The 18,154-nt window shown below is 68.7% G+C and carries 17 protein-coding genes and 2 tRNA genes; 15 read left to right on the forward strand and 4 right to left on the reverse strand.

Annotation, left to right across the window (positions count from 1 at the left end):
* The first annotated feature begins 10 nt into the window (after window positions 1–10).
* A complete protein-coding gene (locus LF262_RS10525; protein WP_235780299.1) occupies window positions 11–1,375 on the forward strand; it encodes a bifunctional o-acetylhomoserine/o-acetylserine sulfhydrylase in 1,365 nt (454 codons plus the stop codon).
* 59 nt (window positions 1,376–1,434) lie between these two features.
* A complete protein-coding gene (gene metX, locus LF262_RS10530; RefSeq protein WP_235780442.1) occupies window positions 1,435–2,550 on the forward strand; it encodes a homoserine O-acetyltransferase MetX in 1,116 nt (371 codons plus the stop codon).
* A gap of 36 nt (window positions 2,551–2,586) precedes the next feature.
* On the opposite strand, the gene LF262_RS10535 is transcribed toward metX, so the two are convergent.
* Together LF262_RS10535 and LF262_RS10540 are read right to left on the reverse strand one after the other, a co-directional pair.
* Window positions 2,587–3,102 carry a polyadenylate binding domain-containing protein gene (locus LF262_RS10535; protein WP_235780301.1) on the reverse strand — a complete coding sequence of 172 codons (516 nt, stop codon included), beginning with the start codon at window positions 3,100–3,102 and terminating at the stop codon, window positions 2,587–2,589.
* Between the two features lie 40 nt (window positions 3,103–3,142).
* Entirely contained in the window at window positions 3,143–3,988 is an 846-nt protein-coding gene (locus LF262_RS10540) for an SGNH/GDSL hydrolase family protein (RefSeq protein WP_235780443.1), read from the reverse strand.
* 115 nt (window positions 3,989–4,103) lie between these two features.
* On the opposite strand from LF262_RS10540, the gene LF262_RS10545 reads away from it, so the two are divergent.
* On the forward strand, window positions 4,104–5,156 hold the full coding sequence (locus tag LF262_RS10545; protein WP_235780303.1) for an alpha/beta fold hydrolase: 1,053 nt from the start codon (window positions 4,104–4,106) through the stop codon (window positions 5,154–5,156).
* A 45-nt stretch (window positions 5,157–5,201) separates the two neighbouring features.
* Complete coding sequence (locus LF262_RS10550) at window positions 5,202–5,900, forward strand: alpha/beta hydrolase (RefSeq protein ID WP_235780305.1); 699 nt, start codon at window positions 5,202–5,204, stop codon at window positions 5,898–5,900.
* A 16-nt stretch (window positions 5,901–5,916) separates the two neighbouring features.
* On the opposite strand, the gene LF262_RS10555 is transcribed toward LF262_RS10550, so the two are convergent.
* On the reverse strand, window positions 5,917–6,177 hold the full coding sequence (locus LF262_RS10555) for an RNA-binding S4 domain-containing protein (RefSeq protein WP_235780307.1): 261 nt from the start codon (window positions 6,175–6,177) through the stop codon (window positions 5,917–5,919).
* Between the two features lie 46 nt (window positions 6,178–6,223).
* Here LF262_RS10555 and LF262_RS10560 point away from each other — a divergent pair, with 46 nt between their 5' ends.
* From LF262_RS10560 to LF262_RS10570, 3 genes are all read left to right on the forward strand, one after another.
* A complete protein-coding gene (locus LF262_RS10560) occupies window positions 6,224–7,174 on the forward strand; it encodes a DMT family transporter (RefSeq protein ID WP_235780309.1) in 951 nt (316 codons plus the stop codon).
* A gap of 111 nt (window positions 7,175–7,285) precedes the next feature.
* Window positions 7,286–8,668 carry a glycine--tRNA ligase gene (locus tag LF262_RS10565; protein ID WP_235780312.1) on the forward strand — a complete coding sequence of 461 codons (1,383 nt, stop codon included), beginning with the start codon at window positions 7,286–7,288 and terminating at the stop codon, window positions 8,666–8,668.
* A 7-nt stretch (window positions 8,669–8,675) separates the two neighbouring features.
* Window positions 8,676–9,707 carry a GNAT family N-acetyltransferase gene (locus LF262_RS10570; protein ID WP_235780314.1) on the forward strand — a complete coding sequence of 344 codons (1,032 nt, stop codon included), beginning with the start codon at window positions 8,676–8,678 and terminating at the stop codon, window positions 9,705–9,707.
* 91 nt (window positions 9,708–9,798) lie between these two features.
* On the opposite strand, the gene LF262_RS10575 is transcribed toward LF262_RS10570, so the two are convergent.
* Complete coding sequence (locus tag LF262_RS10575) at window positions 9,799–10,647, reverse strand: lysophospholipid acyltransferase family protein (RefSeq protein WP_235780316.1); 849 nt, start codon at window positions 10,645–10,647, stop codon at window positions 9,799–9,801.
* A gap of 181 nt (window positions 10,648–10,828) precedes the next feature.
* Here LF262_RS10575 and LF262_RS10580 point away from each other — a divergent pair, with 181 nt between their 5' ends.
* The 8 genes from LF262_RS10580 (at window position 10,829) to LF262_RS10615 (ending at window position 18,110) form a co-directional block, all read left to right on the forward strand.
* Complete coding sequence (locus LF262_RS10580; RefSeq protein WP_235780317.1) at window positions 10,829–11,860, forward strand: hypothetical protein; 1,032 nt, start codon at window positions 10,829–10,831, stop codon at window positions 11,858–11,860.
* A gap of 62 nt (window positions 11,861–11,922) precedes the next feature.
* Complete coding sequence (gene dusB / locus LF262_RS10585) at window positions 11,923–13,125, forward strand: tRNA dihydrouridine synthase DusB (RefSeq protein WP_372462768.1); 1,203 nt, start codon at window positions 11,923–11,925, stop codon at window positions 13,123–13,125.
* On the forward strand, window positions 13,070–14,401 hold the full coding sequence (locus LF262_RS10590) for a deoxyguanosinetriphosphate triphosphohydrolase (protein WP_235780318.1): 1,332 nt from the start codon (window positions 13,070–13,072) through the stop codon (window positions 14,399–14,401). The genes dusB and LF262_RS10590 overlap by 56 nt, the downstream gene beginning before the upstream one ends.
* 40 nt (window positions 14,402–14,441) lie before the next feature.
* On the forward strand, window positions 14,442–16,355 hold the full coding sequence (dnaG, locus tag LF262_RS10595; protein ID WP_235780319.1) for a DNA primase: 1,914 nt from the start codon (window positions 14,442–14,444) through the stop codon (window positions 16,353–16,355).
* Between the two features lie 64 nt (window positions 16,356–16,419).
* A tRNA-Asn gene (locus LF262_RS10600) sits at window positions 16,420–16,492 on the forward strand.
* A 14-nt stretch (window positions 16,493–16,506) separates the two neighbouring features.
* Window positions 16,507–16,579, forward strand: a tRNA-Asn gene (locus tag LF262_RS10605).
* Window positions 16,580–16,654: 75 nt separating this feature from the next.
* Complete coding sequence (locus tag LF262_RS10610; protein WP_235780320.1) at window positions 16,655–17,098, forward strand: hypothetical protein; 444 nt, start codon at window positions 16,655–16,657, stop codon at window positions 17,096–17,098.
* 121 nt (window positions 17,099–17,219) lie between these two features.
* Window positions 17,220–18,110, forward strand: coding sequence for a phage holin family protein (locus LF262_RS10615; RefSeq protein WP_235780321.1), 891 nt, complete (start codon window positions 17,220–17,222; stop codon window positions 18,108–18,110).
* Window positions 18,111–18,154 lie beyond the last annotated feature (44 nt).

Here is an 18,154-nt window from a genome sequence, read left to right on the forward strand (position 1 = left end):
GGAGCTTGCTATGTCCAGCAATCCCCAATGGTCCTTCGAGACTCGCCAGATCCATGTCGGCCAGACTCCGGACTCCGAGTCGGGCGCCCGTGCCCTCCCGATCTACCAGACCACCTCGTTCGTGTTCCCGAGCGCCGAGAGCGCCGCAGCACGCTTTGCCCTCGCCGAGCTTGAGCCCATCTACACCCGGATCGGCAATCCGACCCAGGACGCGGTTGAGCAGCGCATCGCCAGCCTCGAGGGTGGCCTCGCCGGGCTGCTGCTCTCCTCGGGCCAGGCCGCCACCACGTACTCGATCCTCAACGTCGCAGAGTCGGGGGACCACGTCGTCGCCTCCGCCGCGCTCTACGGGGGCACGTACAACCTGCTCAAGCACACCTTCGCGAAGTTCGGCGTCGAGGTCACCTTCGTCCAGGACCCGGACAGCCTCGAGGAGTGGACGTCCGCCGTTCGGCCGAACACGAAGGCCTTCTTCGCCGAATCGATCTCCAATCCGCGCCAGAACGTGCTCGACATCGAGGCTGTCGCGGTGATCGCCCACGGGGCCGGCGTGCCCCTCATCATCGACAACACAGTGGCGACCCCCTACCTCCTGAACCCGCTCGCGCATGGTGCGGACGTCGTCGTGCATTCCGCGACCAAGTACCTCGGCGGGCATGGGACGGCGATCGCAGGTGTCATCGTCGACGGCGGCACGTTCGACTACGCCCAGGATCCCGCGCGCTTCCCGGGATTCAACACTCCGGACGAGAGCTACAACGGTCTCGTGTTCGCGCGCGACCTCGGGGTCACCGGGATCCTCGGTGCGAACCTGGCATACATCCTCAAGGCCCGCGTTCAGCTCTTGCGCGACCTCGGCTCGGCCGTGTCCCCGTTCAACGCCTTCCTCATCGCGCAGGGCATCGAGACGCTCTCCCTGCGGGTGGAGCGGCACGTCGAGAACGCACAGAAGGTCGCCGAATGGCTCGAGGCGCGTTCTGACGTCGAGTCGGTCGCCTACGCGGGCCTCGAGTCCAGCCCGTGGTACGCCCTCGGCAAGAAGTACGCCCCGAAGGGCGCAGGCGCCATTGTCTCGTTCGAGTTGGGCAGCGTCGAGGCGGGCAAGGCTTTCGTGGACGCCCTCACCCTCCACTCCCACGTGGCGAACATCGGTGACGTCCGCTCGCTCGTCATCCACCCGGCGTCCACCACTCATTCGCAGCTGAGCGAGGACCAGCAGCGCGCCGCGGGCGTGACCCCGGGCCTCGTACGCCTGGCTGTCGGGCTCGAGAATATCGCGGACATCCTCGCCGACCTCGAGACGGGATTTGCCGCAGCGGGCACGGTGCCGCAGCACACGGAGGGTGCTGGCGCTGTCGCGGAGGCCGTCGCGTGACGATGGTGCGCAGTTCTGGGATCGGCAGCACCGCGCCTGAGAAGGACGGCGAGCGGACGATGCCCGGACCGAACGGCGGCAGGGGCCAGGACGGCGTCGTCCGCACCGTCGCGGTCGGTGCACTCCAGCTGGAAGGCGGCGGGGCCCTGCCCGAGGTGGAGCTCGCGTACGAGACGTGGGGGACGCTCAACGGGGACGCCAGCAACGCCGTTCTCATCCAGCACGCGCTCACTGGCGACACCCACGTTGCCCAGGGCGACGGCGACGAGCCCGGTTGGTGGGATGCCCTCGTGGGCCCGGGCAAGCCGGTGGACACGGAGAAGTACTTCGTTGTCGCGGCCAACATGATCGGCGGCTGCTACGGTTCGACCGGCCCGAGCACCCTCGACCCCGAGGGCGTTCCGTGGGGTTCGCGCTTTCCGTTCGTGACCATCCGCGACTCCGTCCGTGCGGAGGCCAGGCTCGCCGACCGGCTGGGGATCCGCCGCTGGCACGCCGTGCTCGGCGGCTCCATGGGCGGTGCCCGCGCGCTGGAATGGGCCGCGACTTATCCGGACCGGGTGAGGCACTGCGTCGTCGTCGCCATCGGCGGTTACTCCACTGCCGAGCAGATCGCGCTCGCACAGGCCCAGCTGCTGGCCATCCGCCAGGACCCCGCCCACAACGGCGGCGACTACTACGGAGGCCCCGTCCCTGCGGCGGGCCTGGGGCTTGCACGGCGCATAGCGCACATCTCCTACCGCTCGGAGCCCGAGCTCAGCTTCCGGTTCGGCCGGCGAGGCCAAGGCGCAGAGAACCCCCTCGAAGCACCGGGAGCTGCCGCTGAGCGCGGGCGCTACCAGGTGGAGAGCTATCTCGACCACCAGGCCGGCAAGCTCGTGGGCCGCTTCGACGCGAACAGCTACGTCGTACTCACCGAGGCCCTCATGAGCCACGATGTGGGCCGCGGCCGCGGGGGGATGGAACGCGCACTCGCGGGGACCAAGGCGGAATTCTTCATCGCCTCGGTCAACTCCGACCGCCTCTACTTCCCCGAGCAGAGCGACGAGCTTGCGCGCGCCCTCCCCGGCGAGGTCCCCGTCCACTCGATCGATGCCAAGATCGGGCACGACGGGTTCCTCACCGAGATCGGCCAACTTGGCGGCGAACTGCGCAGGCGGGTCTTCACGCTCTAGGCGTGCCCCATCCGGCACTCCTCATGCGGCGGGGGGTCAACCGCGCATGATCTCGCTCCGGGCCTTCATGTACTCCTCGAGCGATATCTTCTGCTCCGAGAACTTCTGATCCAGCTCCGCGAGCTTCCTCGCGCGGTAGCCCTGCGGTGCGTCGTCGGGCGCTCCCGGGAGGGTCGGGGACCACGCCGACTGGTCCGGCGACGCGGCCTGCGGCGCCTGCCCTGGCGCCTGCCGAGGTGGAGCCGGCTGGTCCTGCGGGGCAGGCTGGCCGGGGAAACCCGGCGGGAGCGGTTGCTGCCACCACAGCGTCGGGGGATCTTGGGGCGTGGCGGTGTGGCTCTCAGGGAGCTGTTGCGGAGGCGGTGCGTCGGGATACTGGCTGCCGGGGTACTGTCCGCTCTGCGGGGATCGGCCCGGGTACTGCCCGTACTCGTCGCGCCTGCCCGGCGGGTACGGCGGCCGGCCGCCCCGCTGCCCGGACTGGCTCATCCTTCGGAGGACGAAGGGGACAACCCAACCGAGAACGATGAACCACATGAACCAGCTGTTCATCAGTCCAGCCTACGCGCCGCGCATGAGTGGACGCTGGACGTCAGCTGGGTTCCCCCGAGCCCAAGGGGGCGCCCGCGCCGAAGACGGGCTCCGCCGTCGGACGCTTCGCCAGGACGCCGTCGCCGCTCGACTTGTGCCGAAGCCTTCGGATCACCCACGGGACGAAGAACTCCCGAGCCCACACGAGGTCTTCCGCCCGCGCGGCACGCCAGCTGCGCGCAGGCATCGGGCTGGGTTCCATGGGCGTGAGCCCGTGCTTCACATTGAGGGCCTCAAGCGCCATGATCGCGATCGTGTGGTGGCCCAGCGGCGAGAAATGGAGCCGGTCCGTGTCCCACATCCGCGCATCCGAGAGTTGGCGGAGCCCCCACATGTCCGCGATCACGGCGTCGTGCCGCGCGGCGACCACTCTCAGATTCTCGTTGTAGATGGCCACCTTGCCCCGGATGGCCGCAAGGACCGGGGTTGAGCCGACGTCCGGGCCGTTGAAGAGCAGTACGGTGGCCCCTGCGTCCGCGAGACGGCCAACGGCGTCGTCGAGCCTGACGGCGAGGGCGTCCGGATCGCTTCCCGGCCGCAGCAGGTTGTTGCCGCCCGCGGAGACCGAGACGAGGTCCGGGAGCAGCTCGAGGGCCGGTTCGAGCTGCTCGTCGAGGATCTTCCCGAGGAGGCGCCCCCGGATGGCGAGGTTGGCATAGGCGAAGTCCTCGGAGCCGTGGGCCAGTTCCTCGGCCACGCGGTCGGCCCAGCCGCGGTGGCGGCCCGGGTGCCGAGGGTCTGGGTCGCCGATCCCTTCGGTGAATGAGTCCCCGATGGCCACGTACCGGTGCCATGGGTGACGGTGCCCTTCGGGGAGGTCCGCCTCCGAACGGGTCGTCGGAGTCATGTCGCTCACGAGACCATTATGCGCCGCACAGCATATCTTGTTCTACTCGAAGGTAACATGAATTGAGTTTCAGTTTTCTCTTCCCTTGTCCGCTTCGGCTGAATAGCGTGGCGCCATGCTCTTCGATGGCATCACCTCGCGACGCGTCCCCACGGCCCGCTATGACGCCCAGATTCTCGAGCGAGCCTCGGATTCGCCGGGCGCCGCAGACGCCCCGGCGGTCGTCTTCGTCCACGGCAACGTTTCCTCGTCCCTATTCTGGCAGCAGGCGATGCTCGATCTCCCGCCCGGCTTTCGGGCGGTGGCCGTCGACCTGCGCGGCTTCGGGGGCAGCGAAGTCCTGCCGGTCGATGCGCGCCGGGGCCTTTCGGACTACAGCGATGACCTCGCTGCCGTGGTCGAAACGCTCGGCCTCGGGGTGCCGCACCTGGTCGGGTGGAGCATGGGCGGGGGCGTCGTATTGCAGTACGCCCTGGACCATCCGGTGCTCTCGATGACGCTCCAAGCACCGGTCTCACCGTACGGCTTCGGAGGGACCGCTGGGCTTGACGGCCGACGCCTGACGGAGGACGACGCCGGCACGGGGGCCGGGGGAGTGAACCCCGACTTCGTTGCCAGGCTGAAGGCCAAGGACACCTCGGCCGATGCGCCGACCTCGCCCCGCTCCGTCTACCGTGCAGCCTATGTCCACCCGGGCTTCGAGTCGCCCCATGAGGATGTCTGGGTCGCCTCGATGCTGACCACAGCGATCGGCGACGGAAACTACCCGGGCACGTCCGCGGCGTCGTCCTCATGGCCAGGATTCGCCCCCGGCGATTCTGGAGTGCTCAACTCCATGTCGCCGGGCCACCTCGACCTCTCAGGCATCGTTGACCTGCCGGACAAGCCTCCGGTCGTGTGGATCCACGGGGACGCCGACGCGATCGTCTCGGATGCTTCGATGGCGGACCTGAACTACCTAGGGCAGCTCGGCGTGGTCCCCGGGTGGCCGGGCGAGGAGATGGCCCCGCCGCAGCCGATGGTCGCCCAGACACGTCACGTCCTCGAGGCGTACCGGGCGGCGGGCGGGGCCGTGACCGAGGTGGAGCTCCCGGGCTGCGGGCACTCGCCGCACCTCGAGTTCCCGGAGGCGTTCAACGAGGCGCTCCACGGTCTCCTTGGCGGATGAAGCCGTAGATTACTTGATACTTCAACTATGTGGAACAATGGGTCTATGACAGACGCCGCGACCCACGCCCAGCGAGCCAACTACCCGGCCCACTACCCCGAGCACTACGCGCTCTGGAACCGGCCTGAGGACGAGCGGGCGGGCACGCCGCTCATCGTCCTGTTCCATGGCTATGGTTCCAATGAGGCCGACCTCATGGGCCTTGCCCCGTACTTCCCGGAGCAGTTCACCGTGGCCTCCCTGCGCGCGCCTCAGGTCCTGGCCCCGGGCGCGTACCAGTGGTTCCCCCTCATGGCAGCCCAGGACTTCACGATGGACTCCGTCGAGGCCGCGACTGAGTATGTCCTCGCGTGGCTCGATGGAGTCCGCTCGCAGCACACCTCGGTCACCGTCCTCGGATTCTCCATGGGCATGGCGATGGCGACCTCGCTCGTGCGCCGCCGCCCCGCCGACTTCGCCGCGGTGGTCGGCCTCTCCGGGTTCGCAATCGACCCCGTCGCAGCGGGGGAGGAGGACTACGCCTACTTCCGCGACTCCGAGCTCGACGCCGCCCTGCCGATGTTCTGGGGCCGTGACCAGGCCGACCCCATCATCACTCCGGACAAGGTCGAGTACACGATCGGGTGGGTCCGCGGACATGTCGATCTGACCAAGGTCACGTACCCCGGGATCGGCCACAGCATCAGCGGCCCCGAGATCGCGCACGTCAAGGAGTTCCTCGAACTCACGGTGGCAAAGGGCTGAACGTCCTCGAGGGCGGTCAGGGGCGCCGGACCAGCCGGACTGTCTGCCCGTTCACCTCGACGACGTCGCCGACGATGAGCTGGCGCCCGCGCCTTTCCTCGATGTCCCCATTGACCTTGACGAGGCCATTGCGGATGAGGTCCGCGGCCTCCACGCCGTCCTCCACGAGCGAGGCCAGCTTGAGCAGCTGCCCGAGCCGGATGGTGCCCTCCCGGACCTCGACGTCCTGCGAGTCGGAGGAGGAGCCAGATGCGGCAGGTGATTCGCGGCGCGTCATGGTGCAACTCTAGGCTAGGCCCGCGACCCGCACCCGCCGACTGCCCGTGCCTCTGGGCCTCGCGGCCGCCATAGCGGCAGGCCTCGCCCTTCCGGCACAGGGCCGCATCAACGGGGCGCTCGGGATGCGGCTGGGCGATGCCTTCGCGGCCGCCCTCACGAGCTTCGGAACGGGACTCGTGCTCATGCTCGTCGCAGCCGCGGTCCTGCCTTCCGCGCGCTCCGGCGTCCGTGAGATCCTGCCTGCCGTCCGCGAGGGCCGCATCCCCTGGTGGTACGTCGGGGCGGGCTTCCTCGGGGCACTCTTCGTCCTCGCCCAGACCACCGCAGTCGGAATCCTCGGGATCGCGGTGTTCACGGTCGCCGTCGTGACCGGCCAGACCGTGAGCGGCCTGCTCGTGGACCGCGTCGGCTTCGCCCAGGGGCGACGCCGCCCGCTCACCGGGATGCGCGTGATCGCGACCGTGCTGACGCTCGCCGCCGTGGCCCTCGCGGTGGCCCCGAAGTTCGTCGTCTCCGACGCCGCGGCCCTCCTCGCCCTGATCCTCCTTCCGGTGCTCGCGGGCTTCTTCCAGAGCTTCTCCTCGGCGATGAACGGCGCGAGCGCCCTGGCGTACCGCAGCCCGCTCACAGCCACCCTTGTGAACTTCATCTCCGGGACGGCCGCCCTCGCGGTGGCCTGGGGCATCACGATCGCCGCCGGCGGGAGCGGCAGCACACTGCCCTCGGCACCCGCCGACGCGTGGCTGTACGCGGGCGGCGCGCTCGGCGTCGCGTACATCGCGCTCACGGCCGTGCTCGTGCGGCACCTCGGCGTCCTGGTCACGGGTCTTGGCGTGATCGCCGGCCAGCTCCTCGGATCCCTCGCGCTGGATGCGCTGGTCCCCGTCGCGGGAAGCGCCGTCGCCCTCCCCACCGTGGTCGGCACCCTCGCGACGCTTGCGGCGATGGTCCTGGCGACGTTGCCCTGGAACCGTGCCCAGCTCCGCGGGCGCTGACCACGCGCCGTCGTGCGTCGCCACGTGAGCAGCCCCTGCCGCCCGCCGGTAGTCTTAGAAGCGCATACCTTGAGGACCGCACCCAGCGGCCTGACTCTCTGGAGGAAACCCTTGGCACCGAAGACCCCACTGGACTCGATCGTCTCCCTGGCCAAGCGCCGCGGATTCGTCTTCCAGGCGGGTGAGATCTACGGAGGCTCCCGCTCCGCCTGGGACTACGGCCCCCTCGGCGTGGAGCTCAAGGAGAACATCAAGGAGCAGTGGTGGCAGACCTTTGTCCGCGGCCGCGAGGACATGGTGGGCCTGGATTCCTCCGTCATCCTGCCCAAGCAGGTCTGGGAGGCCTCGGGGCACGTGGCGACGTTCACCGACCCGCTCGTCGAGTGCCTACAGTGCCACAAGCGGCACCGGCAGGACCACCTGATCGAGGCGTATGTGGCCAAGAAGGGGCGCCAGCCGGAGAACGGCATGGAGTCGATCACCTGCCCTGACTGCGGCACCACCGGCAAGTGGACCGAGCCGCAGATGTTCTCGGGCCTCATGAAGACCTTCCTCGGTCCCGTGGACAACGCCGATGGCCTCCATTACATGCGCCCGGAAACGGCCCAGGGCATCTTCGTCAACTTCAACAACGTGCTCACCACCAGCCGCAAGAAGCCGCCGTTCGGCATCGGCCAGATCGGCAAGGCGTTCCGCAACGAGATCACCCCCGGCAACTTCATCTTCCGCACGCGTGAATTCGAACAGATGGAGATCGAGTTCTTCACCGCACCGGCCGACGCGCACGAGTGGTTCAAGCACTGGGTGGACGCGTGCTGGAACTGGTTCGTCGATCTGGGCATCGATCCGGAGAACATGCGCAAGTTCGACGTCCCCGAGGACGAGCGCGCCCACTACTCCGCCGGCACGATCGACATCGAGTACCGCTTCGGATTCCAGGGGAACGAGTGGGGCGAGCTCATGGGCATCGCCAACCGCACTGACTTCGACCTCTCGAGCCATTCGAAGGCCTCCGGCCACGAACTCGCCTACTTCAACCAGGCCAGCAACGAGCGGTACATCCCGTACGTCATCGAGCCGTCGTTCGGCCTGACCCGGTCCATGATGGCCTTCCTCGTGGACGCCTACACCGAGGACGAGGCCCCCAATACGAAGGGCGGCGTGGACAAGCGCACCGTGCTCCGCCTCGACCCGCGAATCGCGCCCGTCAAGGCTGCGGTGCTGCCGCTGTCCCGCAATGAGGACCTCTCGCCGAAGGCACGGGACCTCGGTGCCGAGCTGCGCAAGCATTGGAACATCGAGTTCGACGACGCCGGCGCGATCGGCCGGCGCTACCGCCGCCAGGATGAGATCGGCACCCCGTTCTGCATCACGGTGGACTTCGACACGCTCGAGGATCAGGCAGTGACGATCCGCGAACGGGACACGATGTCCCAGGACCGCGTCTCCCTCGACAAGGTCTCGGGCTACCTGTTCGAGCGCCTCGGAAAGTAGGACCTCCGTGGCCCAGCTGACCTACCGGCCCTGGCGCGAGGGCGACGACCGGACGCTCCTCGAGCTGTGGGGCGATGCCGAGGGCGCAGCTGCCGAACAGTTCCGTGGGGCGTTCGCGCCGGACGCGGATGGCGTAGCAGCGCACGACGGCGCGGCCTCGGCCGCCGCACCCGGCTCGACCCAGGTGTGGCGCCGGTGCATCGTGGCGGAGGATCAGGGCATTCCTGTCGCGGCAGCCGTCGTGTACCGGGCGGTCCTCCACCCGCAGCGGTTATGGGCGTACGTCGAAGTGGCGCGCGACCATCGTCGAGCCGGAGTCGGCAGCGAGCTGCTGCGCAGGCTGCGTGCGGCGGCAGCCTCAGCTCCCGACGAGGCGACCGGCGGAGGGGTGAAGCTCCGCACCAAGGTCACCGAGGGCACGCCGGGAAAAGCGTTCGCCGAGGATGCCGGGTTCGCCCTGCTCCAACGCTCCCGAGAGGTCCTCGTGAAGCCGGGGGTCCTGAAGCTGCCCGTGCTCGGCGACGGTACCGATGCCGGCGATTCCTCGCCCCTTGTGGAGGACCTGGCGACCGGCTCGGTCGAGCTGAGCGACGCCGTCGGCCGCTATTACGCCCAGGTCCATGCGTGGGACCCCCCTGCGCCGATCAGCGTAGGGCGTGCCCAGCAGCTCTTCCTCTCCGATGCGGCGGGCGCCCACGGAGCCGTCGTGCTCCGAGCGCCCGCAGTGAGCGCGTTCGGGGCCGGTGCGACGCCGTCACGGAAGAAGGGGCGGCTGAGGGCATTCGCTGTGAGCTACGCCGGACCGGCGAGCGCCGCGGCCGAGCAGCCGAGCGAAGTGCTGCTAGGCCATGACGTGCGCCTCACGCCTGACGACGCACAGGACGCCGTGCGGGGCCTCCTCGCGCTCATCGCGTACCAGCACCCTGTCCGGCTTGAGATCGATGATTCCATGACAGCGCTCCGTGCCACGGTCGATCCGCTCCTCGCATCGGGGTCCGCCGAGCAGATCGGGCCGGCTATCCTGACCCTTGGGGACTGACCGGTGCGCGCCGGGGGAGGGGTCGCGCCGTGGGTCGCAGGAGCAGGGCGATGGACGTGAGGTGCCGCTGAAGGCGGTCTAGCGTGCGGCCTCACATCTTGTCGCGCTCAGGCCGCAGCCCGTTGACGGCGTCCCTGGCATCCCAGATATCCCGTTCCGCCTCCGTCGGTGCGCCGCCGCCGAACTTCGCCGGGACCCACCAGGCGCCAGCCGGATGGCCAAGCGGGAAGTCGAGGACCGCGACGTCGACCGCATCCTGCAGCGCTCTCTGGAGGCGGCGCGCGGCGTCTGCGGGATCGGCGGCGGCAGAGAGGTCCACCGGCGCGCCGAAATGTGTACGGATGGGTGCCCTCCAGAGGTCGGCAAGTGAGCCGCTGCCGCGCTCCGGCGTTGTCCCATGCCCGCGGGTCGTGATGCGGTGCCCGCCCCAGACGCCCACCGGGATGAGCGGGACGCCGGTCTGCTGCGCCATGCGCACCGCTCCCGTATGGCAGCGCCGCACGGTGAAGCTTCGGCTCACGCCGGCCTCCGGGAAGAGGGCAATGCTCCAGCCCGCATCCAGTGCCCTGAGCGATGCGGACAGGCTCGCGTGGTTCGGCCTGCCCACGACCGCCAGGCCCCCGCATGCCGTGATCGCGGCGCCCAGCAGGCGGCTCCGGTAAGGGCGCGGGCCCACGAGAAACCGCAAGCGGTCCTGCCTCCTCTCCCACCACAGCAGCGCCACGGCCACGAAGTCGAGATAGCCGAAGTGCGTGATCGCGAGGACAACCTGGCCGGGCGGAACGCCCTCAAGACCGGTGGGGAGTACCTCGACCCGGAACAGGTCCTTCAGCCCCGTGAAGGCCCGGCGCGCAGCATCGTAGAGCCACAGGCTGCCGGGCTGCAGTGCTCGCGGCCTGCGCTCGGGCCGGAGACGGCGGCCGTCGCCTAGGGTGGCCATACGCCCACCCTATCGTCGGTGCCGACCTTCTGTGCTGTTGACCCAGAGCTAGCGATTGGCCTTTTGTCGACGGGTTATCCACATAGGGGAGTATTGGGCTCCCGGGCCGTGTGCAGGCCTGCGTACCGTCTGGAACGGGCATCCGAGGAGGCGCCCGAGGCACGGGATAAGGGAGTTCGGTATGGGAAAGGCCCAGCGCAACCGCGCGCGGTCCACGGGGAACGTGATGCGAGGAGTCGGCGAGCGGCCGCGGGGGAGCACTCGTCCTCCGGATGAGCCGGGCGACCCGCACCTGCCCGAGTTCAGCGTCCGGCAGGCGGATGCACTCAGACGCCATTGCGCGGACGCGGTGCGCAGTCTCGGGTTCCGGGCGAAGGACCTGGGCACGCACATCGCGGTCATGGGCGGTCCCTTCACGGGAGCAGGCGCGCAGCTCGGGTTCCGAGCTATCGCGACAGAGGCGCGTCAGCTCCCTGAGTCAGAGTGGGGCGCAATGGCAGAGGCGATCGTGAGGCAGGTCATCGGGGCGGCAGTCCAGGGGAGCACCGCGCCTGGGAGCATCGGATATGCCGGCCCGGCCCTCCGAGAGCGGCTCTTCCCACGGTTCGTCGCCCCGGACCGGATGCCGCCTCACCAGCTCATCGAGGACTACACGTACGCGAAGGATGTCGCAGGCCTGCCGCTCATCATGGCGATCCGACGCGAGCAGGCGTCCATGCTCCTCTCAGACGTCCACCTGGCCAAAGCAGGAGGGCTCGAGGCAGCATGGGACGCCGCCGAGGAGAATCTTTTCTCGGCTGGCCTCGGTGAGGCCCAGGCCTTCATGAAGGACGGGACGGCCGTGCTCCTCCTCGAGTCCGAGCACCCGCAGCAGGCCTCATGGCTGGCCTATCCGGAGCGGCTCATGGAGCATTTCGGCATCGAGCCGGGCCCGCTCGGGGTCTTCTTCGGCGTACCGGCTCTGAGGATGATCACGTTCAGCGTCATCGAGGAGAGCATGACGCTCAACGGGGTTGAGTCCATGCTCGAGCTCAACTCCATCCTCGGTCAGGACGAACTCGCGCCCCTGAGCCCGCACGTCTACTGGTGGCGCCCTGGTGATCCCGTGCGTCCCGCGACGTCGTTCGAGGACGGGCACCTGACCCTCACGCTCCCGCAGACCACCACGGAGAGGACGGCTGGTGCCGGCGGCAACGCGGAGGAGGCAGCCTGAGCCCCCGGTGTGGCTGCCCATGCTCGATTTGCGCTGTTTGACACAATGGAACGGTGACTGCTGTGCCAACCGTCCTTCCTCACGCGCCCTCGGCGGCCTCCGCTGCGGAGCCCGTGCGGCTTGAGCTGCCGCCCCTGAAGCTGGGTCGGCTCATGATCGACACACCCGTGGTGCTCGCGCCGATGGCCGGCATCACCAACACCGCGTTCCGGCGGCTCTGCCGTGAGTTCGGAGGCGGCTTGTACGTCTCCGAGATGGTCACGTCGCGGGCGCTCGTCGAGCGGCATCCCGAGTCGCTGAGGATCATCAGGCATGACCCGGACGAGGCGGTGCGATCGGTCCAGCTCTATGGTGTGGACCCGCTGACGGTGGGTCAGGCCGTGCGCATGCTTGTCGAGGAGGACCGGGCGGACCACATTGACCTCAACTTTGGCTGCCCTGTGCCCAAGGTCACCAGACGCGGCGGTGGCTCAGCCCTGCCGTGGAAGACGGACCTCTTCACCCAGATCGTCCGGACTGCGGTCCGCGAGGCGGACAGGGGCGGCGTCCCGCTGACCATCAAGATGCGCAAGGGGATCGACGAGGATCACCTCACCTACCTCGACGCAGGGCTGATCGCGAGGGACGCAGGTGTCGCTGCAGTAGCACTGCATGGCCGCACGGCCGCCCAGTTCTACTCGGGCACCGCCGACTGGAGCGCTATCGCGCGGCTCCGCGAGGCCCTGCCGGATATCCCGGTGCTCGGCAACGGGGACATCTGGAGCGCCGAGGACGCTGTGCGCATGGTGAGCGAGACGGGAGTGGATGGCGTCGTCGTCGGGCGCGGATGCCAGGGTCGCCCGTGGCTGTTCGGCGACCTGCAGGCGGCGTTCGAGGGCCGCGCGGACCGTATCCGCCCTCGTCTGGGCCAGGTGGGCGAGGCGTTCTTCCGCCACGCGCAGCTCCTCGTCGAGTACTTCGAGGAAGAGGGCAAGGCGCTGCGCGACATCCGCAAGCACGTGGCCTGGTATTTCAAGGGATACGCGGTGGGCGGGGAACTACGGGCGCGCCTCGCGCAGGTCAACACGCTCGAGGAGCTGGCGGGCTTGCTCGACCTCCTGGACTCCGACGCACCGTACCCGGGCGTCGAAGCCGAGGGTCCACGCGGCAGGGCAGGATCGCCCAAGAGGCCTGCCCTTCCACACCGGTGGCTCGAGAGCCGTTCGATGAATGACTCGCAGAGCAGGGACATCGCCGCCGCCGAGCTGGACGTGTCCGGTGGCTGAGGCTGTCGCGGAAGACACTCGCGGGTACTCCGAACAGGATTGCAGCCGCTGGGTGGTCGAGCCGCCCAAGAAGTCGTACCGCAGCGACTTCGAGCGGGACAGGGCGCGCGTACTGCATTCGTCGGCGCTACGGAGGCTTGGAGCGAAGACACAGGTCGTGGCCCCGGATACCGACGACTTCGTTCGGACCCGGCTCACCCATTCACTGGAGGTCGCGCAGGTGGGCCGGGAGCTCGGGAGGGTGCTCGGCTGCGACCCGGACGTCGTAGACGCGGCGTGCCTGAGCCACGACCTCGGCCATCCGCCCTTCGGCCACAATGGCGAGAGCGCGTTGAATGACATCGCCCACGCGATCGGCGGTTTCGAGGGCAATGCCCAGACCCTCCGCCTGCTCACGAGGCTCGAGCCGAAGGTCCTCGACCGTGACGGTCACCCGGCCGGCCTCAATCTCACTCGTGCCAGCCTCGACGCCTCGTGCAAGTACCCCTGGACGGCAGTCGACGCGCCGCTCATCCACGGACACCGCACGAGCAAGTTCGGTGCCTACGAGGATGACCTGCCGATCTTCTCGTGGATCCGCGGCGGCGCACCCTCGGGACGTTCGTGCATCGAGGCCCAGGTCATGGACCTATCCGATGACATCGCCTACTCGGTGCACGATGTGGAGGACGCGATCGTGGCCGGCAAATTCCAGCTGCGCTGGATGGAGAACTCAGACCATCGGGCCCGCGTGGTGGGCTACACACAGCAGTGGTACCTCCCGCACAGCGAGCCCGCCGAGATCGACGCCGCCCTTGCGCGCCTCGAGGCCACTCCCATATGGGTGCGCGAGGCGGATGGCTCGCGTCGCGCGATGGCAGCCCTGAAGAACATGACGAGCCAGCTCATCGGCCGCTTCTGCGACAGCGCGCTCACCCTGACCCGGGCAGCGTACGGAGCGGCTCCCCTCACCCGCTACGCAGGCGAGATCATGGTGCCCGAGGAGACGGTCATGGAGATCGCGGTGATGAAGGGGCTCGCGACCACCTTCGTCATGACCACGGACCACCGTCAGCCGATCTACGAGCGCCAGCGCGAAGTCCTCCACGCGCTCGTGACCGCTCTAAGCGCCACCGGCGACCGCCACCTCGACCCCATGTTCGCTGCCGACTGGCGCGCCGCCGAAGATGACGCCGGGCGGCGGCGCGTCGTCGTCGACCAGGTGGCCTCCCTCACGGATGCATCGGCCCTCGCGTGGTACGAGAGGCTCGTGGGCAGCCTCCCGAGCCTCTGGTGAGCCCGATGCCCGGTGCAGTGGGGGGACTAAGGTGGGTCGAGTGGCCGGCCTGATCAAACCTGAGGACATCGCGGAGGTCCGCGCCCGCACGGACATCAGGGAGGTCGTCGAGGGCTATGTGACCCTCAAGAGTGCCGGCATCGGCTCGTGGAAGGGCCTCTGCCCCTTCCACGATGAGCGCTCTCCCTCGTTCCACGTACGGCCCCATGTGGGCACCTACCACTGCTTCGGCTGCGGTGAGAGCGGCGACGTCATCAGCTTCGTGATGAAGATGGACCATACCGGCTTCGCCGAGACGGTCGAGAAGCTCGCTGCACGCATTGGCTACGAGCTCCGCTACGAGGACGGCGCCGGCCCGCGCCGCGAGGAGGTCGGCCGCAGGCAGCGGCTCCTGGACGCGCACAAGATCGCCGCAGAGTTCTTCCAATCCCAGCTCCTCGCACCGGCGGCCGCCGCAGGCCGGCAGTTTCTGTTCGAGCGGGGCTTCGAGCGGCATGTCGCCGAGCAGTTCGGCGTGGGATTCGCCCCGCAGGGCTGGGACAGCCTGCTCAAGCATCTGCGGACCAAGGGCTTCCGGGATGAGGAGCTCAGGCTCACAGGGATGTTCTCCGAGGGCAACCGAGGCCTGTACGACCGGTTCCGGGGGCGGCTCATCTGGCCCATCCGCGATATTGCGGGGGACGTCATCGGGTTCGGTGCACGCCGCCTCTTCGACGACGACCAAGGGCCCAAGTACCTCAACACCCCGGAGACGGCGCTGTACAAGAAGTCGCAGGTGCTCTACGGGATCGACATCGCGAAGCGCAATATCGCCAAGAAGCGCCAGCTCGTCGTGGTGGAGGGCTACACGGACGTCATGGCGTGCCACCTCGCAGGCATCGACACGGCAGTGGCCTCGTGCGGCACGGCGTTCGGTGCCGAGCACATCAAGATCGCCCGCCGCCTCCTTTCCGATGACGGGACCGGGGGAGAGGTCGTCTTCACTTTTGACGGCGATGCCGCTGGCCAGAAGGCCGCGCTGAAGGCGTTCGAGGAGGACCAGAGGTTCGTCGCCCAGACGTACGTCTCTGTGGAGCCGAGCGGCATGGACCCCTGCGAGCTGCGTCAGCACCGCGGCGACGCGGCCGTCCGCCAGCTCATTGAGACGCGCCGCCCCCTCTTCGAGTTCGCGATCCAGGCAACTCTGCGCAAGCACAACCTCGAGTCAGTCGAGGGTCGTGTCTCGGCGCTGCGCGAGGCCGCTCCCGTCGTGGCACAGATCCGCGACCATGCGATCCGCCCCGCCTACACACGGGAGCTTGCGAAATGGCTGGGGGTGCCCCTCGAAGACGTCGCATGGGCCGTCGCGTCCGCCGGGAAGAGAGCGTCGTCGTCCGGGTCGCCGTGGACTCCCCAGCAGGGGCGCCACGAGAAGTCGTCGCGGTCGGCGCACGACGCCGACGGGCCGGCTCCCGCTCCCTTCTCGCCCCCCGCGTGGACGCCGGACCCGCGCGATCCGGTGGCTGTCATGGAGCGCCAAGCGCTCGAAGTGGTCCTCCAGCAGCCGCAGATGGTCCGAGACGGGTCGTGGACGGAATTCGCTGCGGCCCGATTTGCTGCGCCCGCCCACTCGGCCCTCCATTCCGCCCTTGTCGCGGCCGGACGCCCTGCCGCTCAGGAGGCCACGGCGGCCTGGATCGAGCGTGTGCGCCACGAGCTTCCCGAGCCGCTGCGGCCGCTTTTGGCGGAACTCGCGGTCACGCCCCTTCCCGCCACCACGGAAGAGTCCCTCGAGCGGTACTGTCGGGACATCCTGGCTGGGCTCGCCGAGCTGCAGATCACGGCCCAGAAGGCCGAGATGATGGGCCAGCTGCAGCGGCTCGACCCGGCCGCTTCGCCCGAGGAGTTCCAGCGGCTCAATCGCGGCCTGATGGAGCTCGAACTGCGCCGCCGCGCCCTGCGCTCAGAGGACTGATTCGGTCTCGCCGACCCGATTTCTCGTCCGGGCTCGGGCCCTGATAGGGTGGGACCCGCTGCAATCCCCCGTAGCTCAATTGGCAGAGCATTCGACTGTTAATCGAAGGGTTACTGGTTCGAGTCCAGTCGGGGGAGCAATGTGCAGTCGGTCCCCCGTAGCTCAATTGGCAGAGCATTCGACTGTTAATCGAAGGGTTACTGGTTCGAGTCCAGTCGGGGGAGCATTCGTGCGATTGCCCCTGTTCCAGGGCGTTCGGCCCCGCTGAGTCGGGGCCCTTGTCGTCTTATCATGAACCTATGTCCGAGCCGTCGGCATCCGCTCCGACCGGCCTTCCCGCCGGGTGGACGCGCTACGAGGGTCCCCTGCTGACCATCTGGCGTGCCCGATTCGAGGGTGTCTACGGCGAGGGGTCGGCGACCGGATTCAACGACGGAATGTTCGTGCGGGACCAGCGCCGCCCTATCGCGCAGTGGGTCAATTTCGCCCTGCGCTCCGCCCTGCTCGTGGCCCCCGAGACGCCTGGCGGGTGGCCGGTCCAACGCTTCGCGATCTACTACGCGCCTCCGCGGCAGGGCTTCCAGACGATCCGTACCGAACGCCACGAGTGGCTCCCGCGCGGCCCCCGAGGATCCACGACAGACGCTGACGCGTTCAGCGCGGCCGTCACTGCGGCGGAGCAGTTCCTGCAGGTCGAGGCCACGTTCGGCGCGCTCGGCACAGGGACTCCCTCGTCGCCCTGACTGCAGATCACCGCTGCGCAGGTGCGCTGTGCGGCAACGGGCCCTTCCGACGACTGGATGGTAGTTTGGTCACGGATTGCGCCTCGCGCGTTCCGGACCGACAGGAAGGGACCCGACGACGATGAGTGGACGCCACAGCATGCCGGACAACCGGCGGCCCAAGCTGGCTGCTCTGCCGGACCTGGTAGGCCAGGCGGCTCGGCTCGCACCGCGCCAGCTGAACGATGAGCTCACGCTCGCCAAGATCGAGCTCAAAGCGCGGGGGGTCCAGGCAGGCATCGGTGCAGGCCTCTTCGGCGTCGCCCTCGTTTTCCTCGGCCTCCTCGTGATCGCGCTCGTCGTGGCAGCCATCCTCGGGCTGGCCACCGTGATGCCCGGATGGCTCGCCGCCCTGATCGTGAGCGCAGCCTTCCTCGTGATCCTCGCGATCGCGGCGTTCATCGGCATGCGCTGGGTCAAAAAGGCCATGCCGCTCATGCCGGCCGACGCCATTCGTGGAGTGCGCCATGATATTGGGGTCGTGACCGAAGGCCGTAATTTCGACCCGCGCCTGCTCGATCCGTCGACCATCCAGTACAAGCGCGCTCAGGCTACGAAGGAAGCCGAGAAGGCGAGGGCGAAGCTGGAGAAGGACGCGGGAGACCGTGCCCGCGGCAAAGTCAAGCTGCCGCCGCCGTCGGAGGCGGAGCTGCGTGAGCGGCTCGAGAAGCGCCGGGAGCATCTTCTGGATGTGAGGGAGGGGCTGGCCGCCGAGATGGACCTCAAGCGGCAGGCGGGCTACCTTGCCAACGACCTCAAGTCGAGCGTCGCGGGGGGTGCGAGCCGCGTCCCCTTCGCCAGGACGGGCACGACGGCGGGCAGCGGCCTGGGTTCCCACAGCATCGATGCTGGGGGCGCGGGGCGCGGCGCGGACGCGGCGGAGATGCTCAAGGAACGCTGGGCACCCCTTGCGGTGTTCTCCGTCTCGGCCACGGCATTCGTCGTCTTCCTGCGCAAGCTGGTGAAGAGCTGAGCGGCCCAGAGGCGCTCACGTGAATAGCGGTACTCTGCCCGAGA

It is taken from the genome of Sinomonas notoginsengisoli (assembly GCF_021554725.1).
In the GTDB taxonomy this organism is placed as follows: Bacteria; Actinomycetota; Actinomycetes; order Actinomycetales; family Micrococcaceae; genus Sinomonas; species Sinomonas notoginsengisoli.